The organism is Bifidobacterium sp. POST2/T3 (B1) (assembly GCF_058197115.1).
Genome location: NZ_JBVPQK010000018.1, coordinates 1 through 20,794 on the forward strand (window position 1 = coordinate 1; position 20,794 = coordinate 20,794).

The following is a 20,794-nucleotide window of genomic DNA, read 5'->3' on the forward strand; positions in this document are numbered from 1 at the left end:
GCGGACAACCCACTCCAGTCTTTCTTGACCTACGAATCAGAGAGTGATCACACGAACCCCTCTGACTATGTGAGTATAAGGCCATGGGTTTCCGAGCTGAACCTCGCCACAGCATCTTGCAGGACAGATGAAGAGAAACCACAGTCCTGCTTGTTACACGGCGGATTATACGGAAAGGAACCCGGCCTGGCCTGATGAGTCATTCCTGGTCGAATCAGCCGCAGTACTCCTGGAAGAAATTGGCGATTACCTGGTGACCATACTGGCTACCGATGCTCTCGGGGTGGAACTGGACGCCCTCCATGAGCGACCGGTCCCGCCTCAGACCCATCACATAGCCATCCATAAGCGAGCGCGCGCTGATCTCCAGATCGGCGACCTGACTGACCGAGGCCTCGTCGGCAACCAGGGAATGGTATCTGGTCACGTCGAAGGTATCGGGCAGACCCTTGAAGCAGCCCTTCCCGTCGTTTCTTATCCCGCTCACCTTGCCATGCTGACGACTGGAGGCCCTGACCACCCGAGCTCCGGCGTGCACCGCGATGGCCTGCATGCCCAGGCAGATGCCAAAGACCGGCTTCCGTCCTGCCACTTGGTCCAAGAGCTCCAGGTAGCCGCAGTCCTCCGGGCGCCCCGGTCCAGGACCCAGAACGACCGCATCAAAGGCGAGCGGATCCACCTGCGCAAGGCGGTTCACCCGGACAATGGTCGTATCGGCGCCCAGCAGGTCCACGTAGTTCTTGACCACATAGATGAAACTGTCGAAGGCATCAACCAGCAAGACCTTCATGGGCCAGCTCCTTTCCGGTGATGGCCAGGTAGGCCGAACTCATCTTCTTCATGGTCTCCTGCCACTCGCTCTCCGGCTGGGAGTCCTCGACAATCCCGGCCGAGGCACGCAGGTGATAGCTGCCGGAATGGTAGGAGGCTGTCCGTATGCACAGCGCAGTCAGGACCTGACCGTCAAATCCGAGGAAGCCCACAGCTCCGGCATATACCCCGCGTGAACTGATCTCGGTCTCCTCGATAATCTCCACGGCACGTACCTTGGGGGTTCCTGTCATGGTGCCGGCGGGGAAAGCGGCCGAGAAGATGTCATACTTGTCCAGACCAGGCCGGATCCGGCCGACCACATCCGAAACCATATGAATGACGTGGGAGTAGACCTCGGTGGTCATCAGCCGGTCCACCTCCAAGGATTCGGGAGTACAGCACCTGGCTACGTCGTTGCGACCCAGGTCTACCAGCATCAGGTGCTCGGCCCGCTCCTTGGGGTCGCCGGTCAGCTGCCTGATGGCCGCCTGGCGGGCCTCCTCACCTCCGGGATTGCCGACCGTTCCGGCGATGGGCCGCAGGGTTATGTCACCATCTGGGGTCAGCCCAATGAAAAGCTCGGGGCTGGCTCCAATGACATGCACCCCTTGGGGGGTCACGAAGTAATACATATAGGGGGATGGATCCTGCAGACGCAACCGCTGGTAGACCTGGAAGGGCGGAATGCGGGAATCCACCTGGATCTCATGCCCGAGCTGGAGCTGGTACACATCTCCCTGGGCTATGTGCTCCTTGCCCTTGGCAAACCACTGATAGAAATGGTCCCGATCGATCGTGTCATGGGCCTTGTATGAATAATCCGGCCCGATGCCGCCTTGGATGCTGCTTTGGGCACCATCCTCTTCAGGAAATTGCCCCGGCGATGCATGAGATTGGAGCAGCCCCAGCACCTCTTCCAACAGCGCAGATCCATACCCGGGCCTTCCGTTCTCGATTAGCACATTCGGAACCTGCGCATCAGACTGTGCAGATGTTCCGCGCTCTCGCAGATTTTCCTTGCCCTCGGGGCTGTCACATCCAGCAGGATCCTTATCGACATGGATCAGGGTGGCGCTGCAACCACCGGTTTTCAGATCCAGGGTGATGATTCCCCGATAAAGCGTCAACGAGATGACAGGCAAGGCCGCATCCCTTGGTATTCGCTCCTCCAAATCCTCGATCATGAAGATGGTGTCATACCCGAAATAGCCGAACCAGCCCATCCCGAAGGGGCCTTCGTGGTCGCCGCTGATGGCGAAGGAGGATTCCAGCCTCCTCAGCACTGCAAAGACTTCCTGGATGCTGGGGACCGGAAGACGAACCACCCCCTGCTCAATCCGTCCGAAAGTCTCCAGCAGGCCTGTCAGCTGAGCATCGCCCAAAGGGTCGATGGTCATGACGTGGTCCGTCACGCTTACGGCCAACATTGGTTCGAATCCGATAGTCGAACGGTTCCGATCCGGATCAGGACCACTCAGGGACTCCAGAAGAAAGAGCTGATTCTCCCGATATCTGGTACACAGCCGCCTGTAGATGGCCAGGGCGTCGAGGTCGCTGGAGAACCGGCGGGATTCCATGGTTACGTTGATAGTCATTAGGGCACTTCCTAAGTCAAGTACTGCGGTTTAGAGCGGCACGATACCTCACCTGATGCCGTTTCAGCGTGCCATGGACATGAGTTTCCTATGGCAGCATGTCAGCAGATAATAAAAGAACAACCTTAAACACTGAAGTAAATATAGGAATCAGAAGAAGAACCAACTAAAAAATCAACGCCATCGGGCATCGACATAGAAGAAGACACCCTTGGGCAACCGAGGCTGCAATGATGTCGTTTTCTCCATGGCCACGATCCTAGAGCGCCAGGTTGCATACTCCCAACCCGTATCCATAATTCGGACATTCCTAGGCCGACTATTGTTCAACCGCCGACGTTGTTGTGGAAACTCTGCCCAACAGAATCCTGCCCACACCCTTATGGACAAGAACCGGGCCCAAGAGTAAATCCCCAGACCCGGTTCTCTTAATGAGATTAGTAGCTCGAAGGATCAGCCCTCGTCCGCAGCCACGCGGGAGTGGCTGTAGATCATCTTCATGGAGCAGATGAAGAGCACCATGCCCAGCAGAATGATCACGCCGCCGATCATGAAGACGTTGGCGTAGGTCGATGCCAGGCCCTGCTTGGTGCCAGCCAGGCTACCCGAACCCATGGAACCGTTAGCCATGAGCTGACCGAAGAGCGCCACGCCAATGGAACCGGTTATGGCCTGGAGAAGGTCGTTGAAGCCAAGCGCACGGCCGGACTCCTCAGGCTCTACGGTCAGAGTCGCCGTGTCAACGATGGGCTGGTAGAAGAAGGAGGTGCCGAAGTAGTAGATGCAGGGCGCCACAGCCAGGGCCCAGATCTTGCCGGCTGGGATCAGGAAGGCGATGGCGATCAGGCCGCCGCCCATGCAGGCCAAAGCCAAGATGACCGAAGCCTTGCGCCCGATCTTCTGGATGATCGGCCCGGCTGCGAATCCCATGATGCCGGCCAGGATGATGGACCAGACCAACAGGTTGGAGACCTTGGAGGAGTCGATGCCGTAGACGTTCAGACCAATGGCGTTGACGCCGGCGTTCAGGGTGTAGCTGAAGAAGTAGCCGACGAAGATGACGGTCATGGTCATAGCGAAGGCCGGGTTGGTCAGCATCTTCGGAGTGATGAAGGGGTTGCTGGCCTTGTTGACATAGACCAGGAAGGCCACCAGGGTCACAATGCAGGCGATGCCCCAGCCCCAGTTGATATCTGTGAAGAACATGGTCACCGAAGCGGCGAACAGTCCGATCAGCGTGAAGCCGATTCCATCGATCTTGGCGCCAGCGGCATGCTGGTCAGGCAGGTTCTTGGCCAGAACGGGAATGAAGAAGACGGCCACGATGCCCACGCCGAAGAGCCAGCGCCAGTCAAGCAGGGTCATGTAGCCAGCCAGGAAGACTCCCAAGGCAGCGGCGAAGCGGAAGACTGCAACGAAGACGCCGTACCAGAGCACGCGCTTCTTTTTCTCCACGTACTTGGAGACCAGAACCAGGAAGATAGATCCGGAAACCTGCCAACCGGCAGACTGCACCACGCGGGCGGCAATGACGATCCAGATGCTGAAGGTGCCGAAGCACCCCAGAATCGACCCCAGCACGAAGACGATCGTGCCCAGGATCATCATCTTCTTCAGGGAAACGAAGTCGCCCAGGGATCCGTAGATGACGCAGACAATTCCCAGGATGATGCCTGGCAGAGAGGTGATCAGCGGCGCCAGGTTGGCCTGGTTGAGCTGCTTGCCGATGTTCACGTAGATCATACCGAAGGCCTGCTGCTGGAGCACACCCAGGGTGAAGATGATTAGGACCACCGGGATGGCCACGCGGGCCATCTTGTTCATTTTCGCGAACTCCGGTGTCCCCTCCTCGGGAACGGGTATGCCGTTCCTTTGCTCCTCGGAGACAGTTGACTCACTCATTATCTTTTAATTTCCTTTCATTTCTCTTTGGAAAGATTTATTTTCGCTGAACACGCGATATGCGGTCCACGAAGCTCTTGCGGAAACCGTCCACATCGACATCCACACAAACATCTGAGTTCTTTTCCTCGCTGAGGATACCGTCATAGTCAACGGCTGTCGCACCCAAAGTTATTGGACTGGAGATTTCAACATCAACGAAGGCTGAACGCATCGTAAACAGTTCCGGCTCGATCAGGACCATAGCCGCCGAAGGGTCATACATCTTGATCCCCTCTTCGATGTGGCCGCCATCGTAAGAGCGGAAGAGGGAGCCGACCATCTTGCCGACTTCGCCTGCAGCTTCCAAATCATCGAGGTCATTGGGAATCAGGTGAGCCTTTCGGCCAATATCCAGACCGACCATAGTGATAGGAAGTCCACTGCGGAAAACCATTTTGGCTGCTTCTGGATCAACAGAGATGTTGAACTCGCCGTAGACTCCGATATTCCCTCGTTCTGTTGATCCGCCCATCGAGACGATGCGCTCGATATGGCTTTTGACCTCAGGGAAAGTCGCTAGAAGAAGGGCGATATTGGTCAGGGGTCCCAGTGTCAATATGGTGACGGGTTCGGTGCTCTCCATGAGCACCTTACGTTCCTCCAAAACTGCGTTATCTTCGGTCAGCAGACTGTCGTCGGGCTCGGGAAACTCAAAAGACCCCATACCCGATTTGCCGTGCGCTTCCGTAGCAAAACGGTTGTCTCTCATAAGCGGAGCAGCCGCACCACGGGCAACAGGGATCCTCCTGCCTAAGAAAGTCAGCAGTTTGAGAGCGTTGTTGGTTGTATGTCCGATACCCACATTGCCGGATACCGAGGCAATCAACTTGATGTCAAAAGCAGGCTCATCTACCAGCAAGGTAATTGCCGCAGCATCATCAATACCAGGATCTGTATCGATAATCAGAGGTTTAGCCATCAGTTCACTCCTTTTCTTTGATGTCTAATGGAAAGCTGGTCATAGGGAATCGACTCAGTACCGCTCGAACGCCGGTTCCCTCATGCTCTTATTGCGCCTGAGGAGCAACAGTGTCGGCAGTTTCGCCATGGCCCAAAGCCATTTGGAAAATCGCCCTGCAGTCGTCGCGGTTCAGCCTGACTATGGAACCTATTGCCTGGTCAGGTCCATAGAAGTCGATATTGTCCAGCATCTGCTCGATGCCATCTTCAGGAATCGAGTAATCAGCAAAGGAGGTCGGCATGTTCATCGAAGTGAAGAAGTTCTCGGTTGCTGTCACGCCGCGCAAGGCCAGATCCGTAACATCCATGGTTTCATCGTGAAGGCCGAATACTTCTTGGGCATACCGGGCGAAGCGCCGAGGAGACCTTTTGATGCAATACCTCATCCACGACCCCATGATGATGGAGAGAGTGGCACCATGAGGGGTGTCATAAAGGGCACTCAGTTCGTTGGCTATGGTGTGGGTTGACCAATCCTGTTCACGACCGACCCCTAGGGTGTTGTTCTGCGCTATCGTCGAGGCCCACATTATCTGCGCACGGTATTCATAGTTTTTCCCGTCTGCTACTGACTTAGGGCCGATGGCGACCAGGGTACGCAGAGCGCCTTCAGACATACGGTCTATGAGCCCGAAAGTGTCATCCTTGGTGAAGTAGCGCTCACAGATATGCGAGAACATATCCACAACTCCGCAAGCGGTCGGGAAAGCTGGAAGAGACTCGGAAAGCAGCGGGTCCATAAAAGCCAAAGCCGGGCGAACAACGGGATTGCTCACCAGCAACTTGCGGTGCTCATCCTCATTGTTTATTACTGCCACCTGGCTCGACTCGCTACCGGCTGCAGGGCAGGTCAGGACTGCACCTACCGGAACCGTTGCCTGGGGCTCGGCAACGCCCGTGAAGTAGTCCCAGACATCGCGGTCACTCGCCAGGCCCAGACCAATAGCCTTGGCGGAATCGATACTGCTGCCGCCGCCGATGCCCAGAACACCTTCCACGCCCTCGCGGCGGGCGAGTTCAATGCCCTCTCGCACCTTCTTCAACCTGGGATTAGGCTGCACGCCGCCTAGCTCGACATACTTGACACCAGCCTGGTCGCAGCTCTTTTTGATCGTGTCCAGAAGACCCGTGGTTTGCAGGTAGCTGCCGTCATCATGGTGGATGAGGATCTTATGCACCCCGAGTTTTGCAAATTCCTGGCCTACTTGTTCCTCAGCACCTCGTCCAAAAATGAATCTGGTGTTAATGCAGATAGTGAAATCTTGAAACATATCATACTTCTTTCTTCAGAATCGAAGCCAAATCAATTACCTCGTGAGCCACATAAGTCGGATTCGCTTCAAGTAGAAGCTCGGTATCACCGTCGCCATAGGTCACACCGACTGACCTGACTGCATGAGTTGCAGCAGCCCTAATATCTCCCTGGCTATCACCGATCAATAGGCAGTCCTGCGCAGATAGGTGCCATCGATCCAAAACATAAGAGACCATGGCTTCCTTGGTCATCTCTCGACCGGAAGCCACTTCAGGGGTAATCCATCCTTGGAACTTGTCCTCCCAGCCCTTGGTGGTCAGCAATCGTTCAAGAGCCGGCTTCGGCTTCATGGTGACGATTACGTTTCCTATGCCTTTGCATCTCAATTCTTCAAGAATGATTGCTATACCCGGATATAGCCGAGTAGAGGGGAAGTCATTTATGGTCCGGTAGTGGGTGTTCACGTTCTTTTCGAAAGTTTCCAGCCTGTTTGGGCTAGGGCGGGGATTCACATGGTTGAAAATGGTCCTCATAGGGGCGCTCAAATTGCTATTGTCCTGCATGAATGCAGCTGGGAAGCCACCGCCTTCGAGACTTGCAGCATACACAAGCGAGCGCCATACATCGCTGCTGCTGTCTGCAAGGGTCCCATCGAAGTCCCACAGCACCATGTGAATACCCACCAAAAAACTCCTAATTCCTGTCGTTTAGTTTTCAGTCATACTGACGTAGCGTCTTGTACAGCAGATCCACAAAACCAGGGAAATCCAATTCAAGCGCTGCCTCCGCATTGGGTTGCTCCCCGCGGAAATCCATCTGCGGCGTACGCTCGATATCGGCAGCTGGATCAATGCCACGCAGGTGCCGGTAATCGCATACCGTCATTCCCCTGGTCAATTCACCCTTAAGCTCGATATCAATATGCATGGGAGCCGACTTGATGAGATCAGGATTGATGATCCAGGCCGCTGCGCAAGCATCGTGAATGGTGGCTCCTGTCAATTGCGTTTCATCTTCGCAGGTTTTCAGGAAGTACTCGGTCAAATCAGCAGCGAAGTTGGCAGCCTTGGTGCCAATATTCCGGAAATCTGCAATATGCTTCTCGGTCAGACAGCACTGCCTCGTCAGATTGATCCCTGTCATCTTGACATGAATTCCAGAATTAAAGACTCGATAAGCGGCCTCGGGATCAACATAAATATTGAATTCCGCAGTAGGAGTCCAATTGCCAAAAGTCACCGATCCGCCCATGATGCAAATCTCACGGACGCGGTCGACTATGCGCGGCTCGCGATTAAGGGCAGCAGCGATATTGGTCAACGGTCCCGTGGCAATGAGGGTCACGTCATCAGTGCTCATGACCGTATCAACAATAAAGTCGACGGCATGTTTGTCCTGCGGCGAATGGGTGGGCTCGGGCAGATCGGGACCATCCAGTCCGGTTTCCCCATGGAACTGAGGGGCAGTGACCAGAGGCATGACCGTTGGCCTGCTATGACCAGGGTAAACACCAATATTGTCAGCCTGGCCGATGACTTCCAAAACCTTGATGGCATTCCGCGTTACGTTTTCCAGGGTGCAGTTGCCACCGATCGTCGTAATGCCCAGCACATCCAGGTTTTGGACCGCCAGCATCATTGCGAAAGCGTCATCATGTCCAGGATCGCAGTCCAGGATTACTTTTTTCTTCATTATTCCTCCTTGAGTAATTCGTGATTGTTGAAAAAATCGTCAAGCTGTTGAATATCGGGACAGTGCCGAGCGCCCTTATGGCTGACCTCGTAACCCGATACAGCGTTTCCCTGTCTCAACGCTCCCACGAGTTCTTCGCCGGACAGAATGGCACTAATGAAACCCGCATTGTAGGTATCTCCAGCGCCGACGGTGTCTGCCACTTCGACCTTGAAAGCAGGAACATTAATCTCCGGGTTCCCCTGAGTAAATCCGATGGAACCCCGACTGCCATCACGTGCGACCACCACACGGCCATCGCAGGCAAGGTTCCTGGCGTTCTCCCTCCAGTTGTCTCGACCCAAATAGGCAAATTCTTCGGGCCCTGAACCAAGCAAATAATCCACCTGAGGCAAGATCTCATTCAATGCACCGGCAAAGTCGGGATCCAGTTCTCCATTGTCTACGCGAAGGTTCAGGTCCAGTGAAGTACGAATCCCGCGCTCACGAGCCCAGGCGAACAAGCGGATGATGCTGTCTCGTGAACCACCCGCATAGGTCAAGCACATGCCTGAACTGTGGATCCAGGAGACCTCGGCGAGCTTCTTCATAGGAAGCTTGTCCCAATCCAGTTCTTTGAAGGACTGATGGTCCCTAGGCCAGCCCCAGAGATACCGTTCGCCGGTCTCATCGATGAAGGCGAAAACACCGACAGTATTGACCTTTCGATCAACTATCAGACCGTCAACATCCACTCCCGCCGCTATCAAGTCCTTCTTGGTAAAGCGGCCGTAAGAATCATCACCTACAGTGCCAGCGAAGAGCACATCGCGGTCCAGCTTCGCAAGAGCCACCGCCGTGTTGGCACAAGTACCCCCTCCTACGACTTCTGGAGTCGGGTATTCGACCCTGGTCCTCTCCGGATTCAAAAAACGCGGAAAAGGAACAATGATGTCCACATTGGCGTCGCCTACAACTGCTACTTCAGGCATCGCGCGCCGCCTGGACGAAAGCTATGACTTTCTGGGGATCTTTGCAGTGAAGGCCATCACCTCGCTCATCGGAGTAGTTGGTAAAGCTGAATGAATCGACTCCATAAGGATCTGTCTGCGCTATTGCCTCAGCCACATTCTGCTCATCGAGTCCGCCGGCAATGATGCAAGGGACGTCAGTAGCCTCGATGATGGCCTTGTCGATGCTGCGATCATGAGTCAGACCGGTCGCACCGATATCTCCGGCCTCAGGCGTCTTGGTGTCGATGAGGAAGAAATCCGAAACTGGCTCGTATTCCTTGACATATTCCATGACTCTTTGCTCATCCAGTGGAACGCCGGCCAAGACCGGGATGGCCTGCATGATTCGCAAAGACGGGAACCGCTTGCGGAGAACCCGTATCTGATCGGGTTCGATAGCATCGATGTCACCAGAAAGATGCAGGACATCAGGCAAGGCTTCGTTGAGGTTATCGCTGATTTCGTCAATATCTTCAGCAACGGTAAGCCCGACTTTGACAGCGTCGTTACCTATGGCATCAAATATCGCCCTGGCCTGTGCACAATCGAGCTGGCCTGGGGTGCGTTTGATGCTTCCGTAGGAGACGCCAAGGTGGTCACCCCCTGCATCGATGACCATTCGTGCATCCTCAACGCTTCTGATGCCGTAGATTTGGACGATGACCTTAGCCACGTTCTTTTCCTTTCTGTCCTGCTTGTCGAATGACTTCGGTAAATGCTGCAACAGTGAAAACTGGTTTGGCTATGCCAACTTCCTGCGCTACTCGCGTGATTGGAGGGGGCGTCACATAGGCCTTCTGAAGAATCTCTTGGCGCGAAAAGACCTCTTCCCTGCTTCCCTCCAAAAGAACTTGTCCTTTTCGCATAAGGACCACACGAGGAAAGTTTCTGGCGACAAACTTCATATCATGTGAAATCGTGATACACAGCTTGCCCTGATCTTTCAGCCTTGAAATGATGGTCGCCAGGCGGTCATCCCCAAGCTTGTCCTGTCCGCAAGTCGGCTCATCAAACACCAAGGCTCCGGTATTCATCATGAGTACAGAACCGATAGCGCAGAATTTCTTCTCGGTGGGGCTTAAATCGAAGGGATGGCTGTCTAGCTTCTTCTCCAGCCCGACCAATTCGGCGATCTTGGCTATCCTGTGCTCTATCTCCTCCTGGCTCACACCTAGTTGATGAGGTCCAAATTCAAATTCCTTACGCACACTATCCAGAAACAGCTGGTCATCCGGATTCTGAAAGATATACCCTACCTTTCGGGCCCATTGAGCTGTTTGCGCAGTCGCGACATCAACCCCATCGATCAATACTCGACCAGAAGTGGGCTTGAGTATTCCATTCAGATGCTTGGCCAAGGTCGTCTTGCCGGCACCGTTCTGACCAATCAATGCCACAGGCTGGTTACCCTCAAAAGTCAGGTTGACATCCTGTAGGGCACAATAGCCATTCGGATAGGCATGCTTCAGGTGTTCGACAACAATTTTCATAGCAAACCCCTGATCGTCTGAACAGCATGACTCTCATCAATAGGCAACTCAGCAAGATCAAAACCAGCAGACTGCAGGCCTCTGCCCAACTTGACATAGTCAGGCACATCAATGCCCCAATCCGACGTACGGGGGTCAGTGAATACTTCCCTTGGCGTTCCCAGAGCGACAACCTTGCCCATGCGCATTACCATGACTTGGTCGGCATACTGGGCGACGCGTTCCATGTCATGATCAACCATGACGACAGTCACCCCATTGGAATTAAGGTCTTTGACAATATTGAATATCTCTTCGCTTCCCAAGGGATCCAACTGAGCAGTACATTCGTCAAGCACCAAGATGCTGGGCTCCATGATGAACGCAGAACCGAACGCCACTCGTTGAACCTGCCCGCCCGACAAGTCCAAGGGGTTTTTGTCGAGCAGTTCTTCCAGATGCATAAGGTGCGCCACCTGGAGCACTTTTTCATGCATGATCTCCCGTGGCACTCCATAGTTGCCAAGACCGAATGCAAGTTCCTCAGCCACTGTGCCGGCTGTATACGAAAGCTGATTGAATGGGTTCTGAAAAACCAAGCCAATAGTCTTCGACAATTCAGCTATGGTCGTCTTGGCAACATCGACACCCTCAATTTGAACCAGCCCTTTAGACTTGCCCACGAAATAGTGCGGGACCAATCCGACCAGTGCGTTACAGAGGGTTGATTTTCCAGCCCCATTGGCACCGATGATGCAGAAAAAGCTGCCTTTTTCAACTGCAAAACTGACGCGCTTCAAAGCACTTGACGAGGCATTTCGATAGCGGAACGAGAAATCCTTTACCTCAATTGCTTTTCTCATGCCCGACCTCCCCACTGAATGCCAAGGGGGACGATCCCCATGCCAGACAGGATGGAACCTGCCAGGACCAGCAAAAAAAGAAGCGTGATGCATGCAGTGAACAAGGTGTCTGCCCGTCTCCACTGGACCTCGATATAACTGGTCTGGCGAATTCCCTTGATGCCAAACCCTCTGGTCTCCAATGTCATGCCTCTCTCTTGAGAGTCAGTCAGGGATGAAAGAACCACTGGCCCCAGCAGCGGTATGAAAGCTCTCGCTCTGGAAATAATGTTCCCGCCTGTTTCCAACCCACGAGAGTGCTGGGATTGCTCGATAACCGTTATTCGGCGTTGCATTTGAGGGACAACATTCAAGCTCGCCAGTATCAGGTAACCAACTTTGGACGGAACTCCAACCTGGCTTAATGCGGCTACCAAACGGCCCATGTATGTGGTCTTGGTCGTCAGATAGAAAGACCCCAGGAAAACCATAAGGGTGACCACTATCTTGGCTGCGTAAAGACTGCCTTCCAGTCCCATCTTTGCAAATCCCAAATCAAGTATGGTCTTGGTGTTCTTTGGACTGTAGCAGCCTTGGATGAAGAGCAGCATGATCGTCACCGGTATGCCGAAACCAAGCATGATCTTGGCGAACGGCCTGAGCTCATGTGCTGTTGCAGCCGTCAAGAAAAGCACGAGGATAAAAAACAACCCAAGGGTAAAGTCCGGCCATGCTATCGTGGACAAACCAAGCGAACAAATCCCTACGATTTTCGCGATGGGATGCATTCGCGCTAAGGGCGAGTCAGGTATGGCAACGGAAGCAGGCCCGGACATCAGCGCGCTCCCTGATTTCTCGAGTCATTGCTTGTCTCATCATTGCCTTCGACGGATTCCGAAGGAGCGCCCTCAACGTGATCAGTCGCTGTCTCGGTAGACTTCACAGACATTTCAGACGAATCTTCAGCCGAATCATCGTCCTCATCGATGTCGTCCAATTCGTCGTCGTCAGTATCATCAAGAGCATACTGGCTCAAGAACCGCTTGGGGATACGGCGCACTATGACATAAGCGATGAATACGGTAATTCCCTTATCTACCAAGTTCTCCAGCATTGAAGAGGAAACGACGGAAATAACGATATTCTTCATAGCGACCACCAGGGCCGCCGTCAGTACGGAAGTGCCATTGACGCCAGTTGCACCTCCGTATACAAAAACCGTCACTAAAGAAGCAGTTATGGTATTAACCAGGGCGCAAGCCAACCACACAAGTATTACGCCCCAGATCTTCTTGAACAGTCCAGCCTTGACCATGTAGCCAACTACCAGGCCGCACAGGACACTTGATAGCGCATAAGGCAGGTAAACGGGATTAGCGACCAAAGACAGAAAGACGTTGGTCAACAACCCACATAGAGCGGCCACCCAAGGACCGGATAAGCAGGCTATGACAGTAGTGCCGATCATGTCCAGAAAGAGCGGAAGCTTCAGTGTCGAGCTCAATGTGCCGCCGATAAGATTGATCCCCACTGCGATGGGAATCAGAACCAATGATTTCGTGGAAAACTGTGCAGCGATACCTTTCAAAAACGATTTTGACTTCATCCTCTGCGCCACCTTTGGTCCTTGACTACTTTCTTTCCAGGTAATCAATGTCTCAAGTCATCTAGCCTGCTTATCTTAGGAAATTATTTTCCTAAAATGTTTTCTCAGTCAGAGAGTATCAGCCGCCAGAAGGTGTGTCAAATTCGGAAGGCGCAATCTTGAAGCAACCAGAAGCTAACCGATAAGCCAGCCAAGCAAGCTATCAACCGACTCGAGAAGAGGGAAATGATAAAACTGGTGCAAGTAGCCGAGTAAACTGAAAGTCCGTCCGGATAAGACAGTATTTGCAGGCAACAACCGCGCAAGGCACAGGAATACAAGATTCGGCAAGGAGATCCATGAACATTAAGGACATTGCCAAACTTGCAGGCGTCTCCACTTCAACGGTTTCAAAAATCGTAAATCACAAAGACTCGAGTATCACAGAAGCGACACGGAATAAAGTACTCGATTTAGTAAAAAAGTATCACTATACTCCTTATGCTTCATCTAAGCCCAATACAACCAGCTGGCGCATCGGCGTGCTTCTGAGCTCCTCCATCTCCCTTGACTCAACCCTGGATGGCATCATTCAGCAAGCGCAGGCAAGCGGCTATGGAACACTGGTATTCAACAGCTACTCGAGTCAGGAGCAGGAAGAACAGAATATTCAGGCTGCGATCGAGCACCGTGTGGACGGGATAATCTGGGAACCGATTGATAAAAGCAGCCTAAAGCTCAATAAAACCATCACAGCGAAAAAAATTCCCGAGCTAATCATTGGCCCTCTGGGTGACGATCGATCTGCACTACTTCCATATGAAGAAGCGGCATATAGCCTGACGCAGGAACTCATAGATCGAAACCATAGCAACATCGCCTGCCTTCTATCTCCTGGCAGACGGACGCAAAGCTTTCTGAGGGGATACCGTCGCTGCCTTTTCGAGAACAACATTGCCTTCCACAACGATATGGTGTTCTACGATATTGACGACAACCTGACCACAGTCATGGAAAACCGCCACGTTACAGGTTTCGTCGCATCACACTACCGCCACGCCGTAGAGCTGCAGCAATATGCACAATCGCTGCATTACCGCCTTCCTCAGGATTTTTCACTTGTCACCCTCAGAAACGATTCCGATGAGCCTCTGCACTATCCCGGAATACCAGAAATATCCTCCTACAACATGAGGAACGCGGACTTTGGAACTCATCTGTGCTCCAGACTGATCGACGCAATCGAGCACAACAAAACCGAACAGACAGAATTTAAACACATTTTCATTCTGGATAATGAACACACCGTAAGCCAGCCGCCTAACATGCGACATAAGAAGATCGTCGTCATCGGCAGCATCAATGTTGACACATATCTTGCTACGCCGACGCTGCCTAAGCCTGGCATGACCGTCACGACGCGCAACTTCGCCTCAACGCCCGGAGGAAAAGCCACCAACCAAGCCGTGGGTGTGGCAAAGTTAGGGCATCATGTCTCTTTGATCGGCAACGTAGGCAGCGATACCTCGGCCGACTTCATCTACCAGGCCATGAATAGATTTCATGTTGACACCACAGGTGTAATGCGAATCAAAAGAACCGATACCGGCAAAGCCTATATCTTTGTCGACAACAATGGCGAATCGATGATTTCCCTGGTATCGGGAGCCAATAGCACCTTAGCGCCTGATGACATTGACGAAAGAGAGCATATCTTTAGCAATACGGCCTACTGCCTGGTACAAACCGAAATTCCACTTGAAACAGTGAAAGAAGCTTGCATAGTGGCAAGAAAACATCATGCAATCACAATTTTGAAACCGTCATCATGCCCCCATCTCCCTGATGACATTCTAAATTTAATAGATATTCTTGTTCCGAACCAAAATGAAATAGAGGCGCTGTTTCCGGAACCCGGTTCCATAGTTGATAAAGCACGATACTCCATATCAAAAGGCGTGGGAACAGTTATAGTAACGCTGGGTGATCAAGGCTGCGTTCTGGTTACAGAGAAAACCCATAAGCTTTTTCCTGCAGGACAAGCCAGGGTCATTGATGACACAGGCGCGGGCGATGCTTTCATCAGTTGTCTTGCATCCAGCCTTTTGGAGAACCGCACACTGGAAGAAGCCGCACGCATAGCTAACCTCGCCGCAGGTTTCAGCGTTGCTCACGAAGGTGCTATCCCATCTCTGATCAGCAGGCAACAGCTGAAGTCCCTATTAGCCTGAAAGCGCTACCGCCAAATATTTCTTTGCGGGCTTCCGGCACTAAAACAAGAGGTCGTATTCAACGACTCGATGTGACATATCAAAAAACATCTTCTTATATGCATCAAAACCGACTTCGAGAGCTCTATGAGCTCGAAAAGAAAAATCACTACCTCTGCACTTACACTGCAATCTCCTCTATAGAGGTGATGATCTAGGGGAATCCTCTGCTGGCTTCTACTCCGTGACGATGGAAGATCAGAGCATCAATAGATCGGAAGTCACCGTTCACAACGAAATACCCGGTTCTAACGATAATGCGCTTGCCGGTATGCGCGAGGAGTAGTGCCTGTTTCCATTTTGAAGCGTCGGTTGAAGTTGGCCGCATTCCTGAATCCGCTCATGGTCCTAATCTGCGCAATCGTCAGGTCTGTAGTGACCAAAAGAAGCGAGGCACGAGCTGTCCTCAAACGACAGACCATTTCTGAAAAATTGATACCTGCGGCTTTTTTGAAGAACCGGGAAAATGCTGACGGATCCATTGCCACCTGAGCTGCCACCTCTTCTAGGGTGACGCGGTCTCCGATATGGGCCTTTATATAAGCAAGGGCCTGGTTGACTCGTTTCGCCATCCCAGCCGAAGCCTCAGGCTGGTAGCCTGGGGTGACCACAGTTGTCCACTCCCCTCGTGGAGCCTGTACGAAGATGCTGAAGATCTCAAGAAGGTCGATTAACCGATCCAAGTCGTGATGCGCGCCCATCGCAGTCAGGATAGAGGCCACTCTGCGCGCGGATTGACCATTAAGGACAATGGCCTGGTCACCCCGTCTCAGCAGAGTCATTATTTGCATGGCCTCGGGAAAAATCTGCGCTAGGGCTTGAATCCGGTTAGGAAGCACCTGACAAGCCACATCACGATTTGGTATGCTTGTTTTCTCATTCGGCCCCATCTCGGATATCCAATTGTGGGGGACATTACTGCCTAAGAGCGATACCTGACCTGGGCCAAAGGGAACCATTCCGTCACCGGCCATCATGGTTCCCATGCTCGTTCGAATAAGGTGGATCTCTATCTCAGGATGGTAATGCCACCTGGCCAAGGCTGATGGATACCCGTGCTCGAGCCATCGGATAGACTCATTTCCCTTGGGTACAACAATTTCCAGGGACCCTGGATCGATGACATTATGATTCATGCACTCAACCGCCTTCAGCACGTGCAGGAAGGCGACACTTCAACAGCCTGTGCACGGACGCAGAAAGAACTATTTCTCTCATTCTAACAGCAAAGAATCAAAATAGTATCAAAACTCGTTATCAGAGCACGCCTTCTTACCCTCGGGCGCCCTTAAGATGAAATCAAACAACTGGTTTCTTGGTATAGAGACCTTCAATCTGGCAAAGGAGCATGATTATGAAAGCTGTCGTCCTTGAGAAGAAAGGCGTCATCAATGTTCGAGAAGTGCCGGACCCTCCGGCCCCAGGTCCTGGCGAGCTCCTCATTTCGCCCCATACCGTGGGCATTTGCGGATCCGACGCGCACTATTACCTGAACGGACGCGTCGGAAAATACGTGGTGGAAAAACCTATGATTCTTGGGCATGAGGCCTCTGGCACAGTTCTAGAGGTAGGGCCGGGAGTCAAGGGGTTCCAGGTTGGCGATAGAGTAGCCATGGAACCAGGCATTCCTGATATGAACTCCAGGGCCGCAAAACTCGGTTTGTACAATATTGACCCTTCTGTTCGCTTCTTCGCCACTCCGCCTGTGGATGGGTGTCTGAGCGAGGAAGTCGTGCATCCGGCTGCCTTTACCTATAAACTGCCCGACAACCTCACCTACGAAGACGGGGCCCTGATGGAACCGCTATCAGTAGGGATGTGGGCTGCAACGAAAGCTGGCATCAAGCCCGGAGACATTGGGGCCGTAGCAGGTGCTGGAACAATTGGCCTCCTGACAGCAGCATCAGCTATAGCCGGCGGATGTGCTAAAGTGCTGATCTCCGATATTTCACAGGATAAATTAGAGCTGGCAACCAGCATCCCGGGAGTCATTCCCGTTAACTTGAAAGAAGAATCCTTCCTTGACAGAGTCATGGAGGAAACTGATGGCTGGGGTGCAGACCGGGTTTTCGAAGCCTCAGGAAACCTCAAGTCGTACAATGATCTTTGGAGACTGGGAGCTCCCGGCAACACTACTGTCATCATTGGCATTCCTGCCGATGGAAAGATACCCATGGACGTCACCGAAGTCCAAGCGCGCGAGACTAGAATCGAGAATGTATTCCGCTACGCCAACGTCTATCAGAAAGCAATAGACATGGTGGCCTCCGGCAAGATCGAGCTTAAGCCATTCGTTTCCCGGACCTATCCCATGGAGCAGGCCAAGGAAGCTTTCGACAGATTTGCCGAGGGCCACCCCGAAGACGTCAAAATCCAGATCGAAGTACCTCAGAAGCATTAAAGGGCAGCAAAGAGACCTACAGATAACTGTCAACGCATATTTTCAAGGAGCAATCCATGCAACCCATGTCATCATTCACTACAGATTTCCAGCACTCGGGCATGATCGCCAAGAATCTGGACGAAACAATTGATTTCTACACCAACAAACTCGGTTTCGAAATAGCAGGGATATTCCCCAATAAAGAGAACCGCTGCGCTTTTCTTCGGTACGGGCATCTGACCATCGAGACATGGGAAGGTGACGAAGCGCCGATGACTACGGGAGCCATCAACCACTGGGCCTTAGACACCCCGGACATCAACGCCGCCTATCAGAACGCGAAAGATTTAGGGCTGGAGATCAAAGAAGACAGCATTCAATCGATACCTACATTCTGGGACAAGGGCATCCGCTACTTCAACGTCTATGGACCCAACAGGGAGACAATCGAATTCTGCCAAATCTGCTGATCCGGCCTATGGCCATTCGGGTCGGCTGTAAATGTGAGGAACAATACAAAATTATCAGTGACCCAACCTGGAGCCAACAGCCAGTTTTGGCTAAAAACCGGCATTCTTCCTGGAAACCGCCAGATTCGTGAGAACAGCGCTGTATTAGGATTGAAGTACGTATCCGACGATGGATACCAATAATGAAAGAAGTTGCGCATGACAAATATTAAGCAAGTTACCGTCGCTGGTGGTGGCGTGCTAGGAAGCCAGATTGCCTATCAGACGGCTTTTAAGGGGAAGAAAGTCACCGTATACGACATTAACGACGATGCGGTGGCAGCTGCGGAGAAGCGCGTCAACGCTCTGCGGGATTCCTACAAGCGCGATATCCAAGCAACCGATGAACAATTCGATGCCGGACTGAAGAACCTGACCTTCACCTCAGATCTCAAAACGGCTGTCGCTGACGCCGATCTGGTTATTGAAGCAATTCCCGAGAAGCCATCGATCAAGCATGACTTCTATACCAGCCTGGCCAAAGTCGCTCCCGATAAGACAATCTTCGCCAGCAACTCCTCCACCTATGTACCCAGCACCTTTGCAGGAGACACTGGTCGCCCCGAGAAATTCCTCAACCTTCACTTCGCCAACCAAATCTGGCTGATGAACACTGCGGAAATCATGGGCAGCAGCCAGACTGATCCCGCCATATACGAGGAAATCGTCGAGTTCGCCAAAGAAATCGGCATGGTACCCATTGAGCTGCACAAGGAACAACCAGGCTACGTGCTCAATTCACTCCTGATGCCCTTCATGGGCGCCGGCGGCATGCTGTGGGCCCACGACATAGCCGATCCGGAAACCATCGACAAGACCTGGATGATCGCCATGGGATCCCCCAAGGGACCCTTTGCCATCTTCGACATGGTCGGACTGCGCACTGCCTACAACATCATCAGCCAGCGCCAAGGCGACAACCCTCAGGCAAAGCCCCTACTCGAGAAGCTCAAGGCCATGATCGACGAAGGCAAGCTGGGGCAAGAATCCGGACAAGGCTTCTACCACTATCCGAATCCCGAATTCCAGGATCCCAACTTCCTGAAGGCATGATTCAGCTGAGCTGACTCCAGACGCCATATAATCCGGCCTGGCTCATCGGGCAGATTGGCGGCTTGATCACAGCGAGAATCAATAAGGGTCCAGAGGACTCCATTATGGAGTCCTCTGGACCCCGCTGTCAGTCAGACGAGCAATCGGCATACACTGTCATGGAATATAGGATTCCATGTCATCTTTTTAGCAAAGCTAACCTCCTATCCGTCAGAGGCTAAGCCAGTAATTCACATATATTCATACAATAGATTCCGCCATGCAAGCAGGGATATCACCTGACTTATTCGGGATAGCCTTATTCTTGCCGCCCTTCTTCTCAGGCCAGGCTTCTGCTCACCCTTGGCAATCAGATTCACGATGTGGCTATTCAAACGACCGGCATAAGCCGAGGTGCAGCATTATTCCGGTATAGGCAGTCGACCTACCTTCAAATTAGCTGCAAATAACCGAAGTGTTATAATAGATGTTTATGACATTTTTCAAAGGACACCGGACAGGAGACCACTGAGGCAAACAAAGACACTCGATACGCACAACGGCCTAGAGCCCGAGAAGGAATAATGGCACAAATCGACACAAGTTCAACTGACGGATACAGCACCGACGAGAAGCAGAAACAAAAGCAGGCCAAAAAGGCTAAAGCCGTAGCTAAGCGCAAGGCCAAGAAGCGCAACCCACGTCCACATCGGGGCTGGAGCGAGCGCCTGCATCTGACCGACATCAACGTGGTGGACAGGTCAACCCTCAAGCGGGCCATCGCCGGTACCGTGGTCGGCAACTTCATGGAATGGTACGACGTGGGGGTCTACGGCTACCTGGCGGTCACCATCGGCCGCGTCTTCCTGTCTGACGCATCCGATGCCGTACAACGGCTCTTCTCATTGGGTGTCTTCGCTGTCACCTTCATCGCCCGGCCTCTAGGTGGCGTGGTCCTGGGCCAGCTGGGCGACAAGGTCGGCCGCCAGCGCATCCTGGCCTTTACACTGCTGAGCATGTCTGCAGCCACCCTGTTGATCGGCCTCCTGCCCAACTATGCGGCCGTCGGTCCCCTGGCACCTATCCTGCTCATCCTGCTCAAACTGATCCAAGGGTTCTCCACCGGCGGCGAATACGCAGGCGCCTCGACCATGGTCACCGAATATTCTCCTGACCGGCATCGCGGCTTCTTCGCATCCCTGTTGGACGTGGGATCCTACTTGGGCTATGCCTTCGGAGCAGCCTTGGTCTCCTTGTTGGAGTTCTCCATCTCCCCGCAAGCCATGCTGGCCTGGGGCTGGCGCATCCCCTTCATCATCGCCCTGCCGCTGGCCGCCATCGCTGTTTACTTCCGGGCCAAGGTCCAGGACACCCCCGCCTTCCGTCAGGCCCAGGATGCAAGCGACGAGAAGACCAAGAGCCAGCACAAGAGCCTGCTGGACCTGATCCGGGG

General features: G+C 53.0%; 19 protein-coding genes and 1 pseudogene. 6 read left to right on the forward strand and 14 right to left on the reverse strand.

The genetic code is table 11. The annotated features are described in order from the left end of the window. The coding region (locus AC0AP0_RS01870; RefSeq protein ID WP_490429186.1) for a hypothetical protein at positions 1-195 on the forward strand (195 nt) is incomplete at its 5' end. Between the two features lie 19 nt (positions 196-214). On the opposite strand, the gene AC0AP0_RS01875 is transcribed toward AC0AP0_RS01870, so the two are convergent. The 13 genes and pseudogenes from AC0AP0_RS01875 to AC0AP0_RS01935 all read right to left on the reverse strand — a co-directional run. After that, positions 215-790: an anthranilate synthase component II gene (locus tag AC0AP0_RS01875; protein WP_445342048.1), complete on the reverse strand. Its 576-nt coding sequence runs from the start codon at positions 788-790 to the stop codon at positions 215-217. After that, positions 771-2,408, reverse strand: a complete 1,638-nt coding sequence (locus AC0AP0_RS01880; protein ID WP_490429188.1) for an anthranilate synthase component I family protein — start codon at positions 2,406-2,408, stop codon at positions 771-773. Before AC0AP0_RS01880 ends, AC0AP0_RS01875 begins: the two co-directional genes overlap by 20 nt. Before the next feature lie 453 nt (positions 2,409-2,861). Next, entirely contained in the window at positions 2,862-4,310 is a 1,449-nt protein-coding gene (locus AC0AP0_RS01885) for an MFS transporter (protein ID WP_110413585.1), read from the reverse strand. Between the two features lie 37 nt (positions 4,311-4,347). Further along, positions 4,348-5,271: a nucleoside hydrolase gene (locus AC0AP0_RS01890; protein ID WP_219997365.1), complete on the reverse strand. Its 924-nt coding sequence runs from the start codon at positions 5,269-5,271 to the stop codon at positions 4,348-4,350. 88 nt (positions 5,272-5,359) lie between these two features. Beyond that, the gene (locus AC0AP0_RS01895; protein WP_490429189.1) at positions 5,360-6,583 is read right to left on the reverse strand and encodes an iron-containing alcohol dehydrogenase; all 1,224 of its coding nucleotides are present in this window, start codon (positions 6,581-6,583) and stop codon (positions 5,360-5,362) included. A gap of 1 nt (position 6,584) precedes the next feature. Continuing rightward, entirely contained in the window at positions 6,585-7,250 is a 666-nt protein-coding gene (locus AC0AP0_RS01900) for an HAD family hydrolase (protein ID WP_146210564.1), read from the reverse strand. A gap of 31 nt (positions 7,251-7,281) precedes the next feature. Further along, positions 7,282-8,259, reverse strand: coding sequence for a nucleoside hydrolase (locus tag AC0AP0_RS01905; RefSeq protein ID WP_490429190.1), 978 nt, complete (start codon positions 8,257-8,259; stop codon positions 7,282-7,284). Then, positions 8,259-9,230, reverse strand: coding sequence for a carbohydrate kinase family protein (locus AC0AP0_RS01910; protein WP_254477768.1), 972 nt, complete (start codon positions 9,228-9,230; stop codon positions 8,259-8,261). Before AC0AP0_RS01910 ends, AC0AP0_RS01905 begins: the two co-directional genes overlap by 1 nt. Further along, positions 9,223-9,924, reverse strand: coding sequence for a phosphoribosylanthranilate isomerase (locus tag AC0AP0_RS01915; RefSeq protein WP_254477766.1), 702 nt, complete (start codon positions 9,922-9,924; stop codon positions 9,223-9,225). The genes AC0AP0_RS01910 and AC0AP0_RS01915 overlap by 8 nt, the downstream gene beginning before the upstream one ends. After that, the gene (locus tag AC0AP0_RS01920) at positions 9,917-10,741 is read right to left on the reverse strand and encodes an energy-coupling factor ABC transporter ATP-binding protein (protein WP_490429191.1); all 825 of its coding nucleotides are present in this window, start codon (positions 10,739-10,741) and stop codon (positions 9,917-9,919) included. Before AC0AP0_RS01920 ends, AC0AP0_RS01915 begins: the two co-directional genes overlap by 8 nt. Next, complete coding sequence (locus AC0AP0_RS01925) at positions 10,738-11,583, reverse strand: energy-coupling factor ABC transporter ATP-binding protein (protein WP_254477762.1); 846 nt, start codon at positions 11,581-11,583, stop codon at positions 10,738-10,740. Before AC0AP0_RS01925 ends, AC0AP0_RS01920 begins: the two co-directional genes overlap by 4 nt. After that, positions 11,580-12,398: an energy-coupling factor transporter transmembrane component T gene (locus AC0AP0_RS01930; protein WP_110413594.1), complete on the reverse strand. Its 819-nt coding sequence runs from the start codon at positions 12,396-12,398 to the stop codon at positions 11,580-11,582. Before AC0AP0_RS01930 ends, AC0AP0_RS01925 begins: the two co-directional genes overlap by 4 nt. Positions 12,399-12,532: 134 nt before the next feature. Continuing rightward, positions 12,533-13,168, reverse strand: a pseudogene (locus tag AC0AP0_RS01935) (ECF transporter S component); the annotation flags it as partial. Positions 13,169-13,506: 338 nt separating this feature from the next. On the opposite strand from AC0AP0_RS01935, the gene AC0AP0_RS01940 reads away from it, so the two are divergent. After that, the gene (locus AC0AP0_RS01940; protein WP_490429192.1) at positions 13,507-15,378 is read left to right on the forward strand and encodes a PfkB family carbohydrate kinase; all 1,872 of its coding nucleotides are present in this window, start codon (positions 13,507-13,509) and stop codon (positions 15,376-15,378) included. A gap of 287 nt (positions 15,379-15,665) precedes the next feature. On the opposite strand, the gene AC0AP0_RS01945 is transcribed toward AC0AP0_RS01940, so the two are convergent. Continuing rightward, positions 15,666-16,553: a cupin domain-containing protein gene (locus AC0AP0_RS01945; protein WP_490429193.1), complete on the reverse strand. Its 888-nt coding sequence runs from the start codon at positions 16,551-16,553 to the stop codon at positions 15,666-15,668. Between the two features lie 218 nt (positions 16,554-16,771). Here AC0AP0_RS01945 and AC0AP0_RS01950 point away from each other — a divergent pair, with 218 nt between their 5' ends. The 4 genes from AC0AP0_RS01950 to AC0AP0_RS01965 form a co-directional block, all read left to right on the forward strand. Next, positions 16,772-17,818: an NAD(P)-dependent alcohol dehydrogenase gene (locus AC0AP0_RS01950; RefSeq protein ID WP_490429195.1), complete on the forward strand. Its 1,047-nt coding sequence runs from the start codon at positions 16,772-16,774 to the stop codon at positions 17,816-17,818. A 56-nt stretch (positions 17,819-17,874) separates the two neighbouring features. After that, entirely contained in the window at positions 17,875-18,270 is a 396-nt protein-coding gene (locus tag AC0AP0_RS01955) for a VOC family protein (protein ID WP_254477758.1), read from the forward strand. A 198-nt stretch (positions 18,271-18,468) separates the two neighbouring features. After that, on the forward strand, positions 18,469-19,362 hold the full coding sequence (locus AC0AP0_RS01960) for a 3-hydroxyacyl-CoA dehydrogenase (protein WP_254477756.1): 894 nt from the start codon (positions 18,469-18,471) through the stop codon (positions 19,360-19,362). A gap of 563 nt (positions 19,363-19,925) precedes the next feature. Further along, positions 19,926-20,794: MFS transporter (locus AC0AP0_RS01965; protein ID WP_490429194.1), on the forward strand; the 869-nt coding region annotated here is incomplete at its 3' end.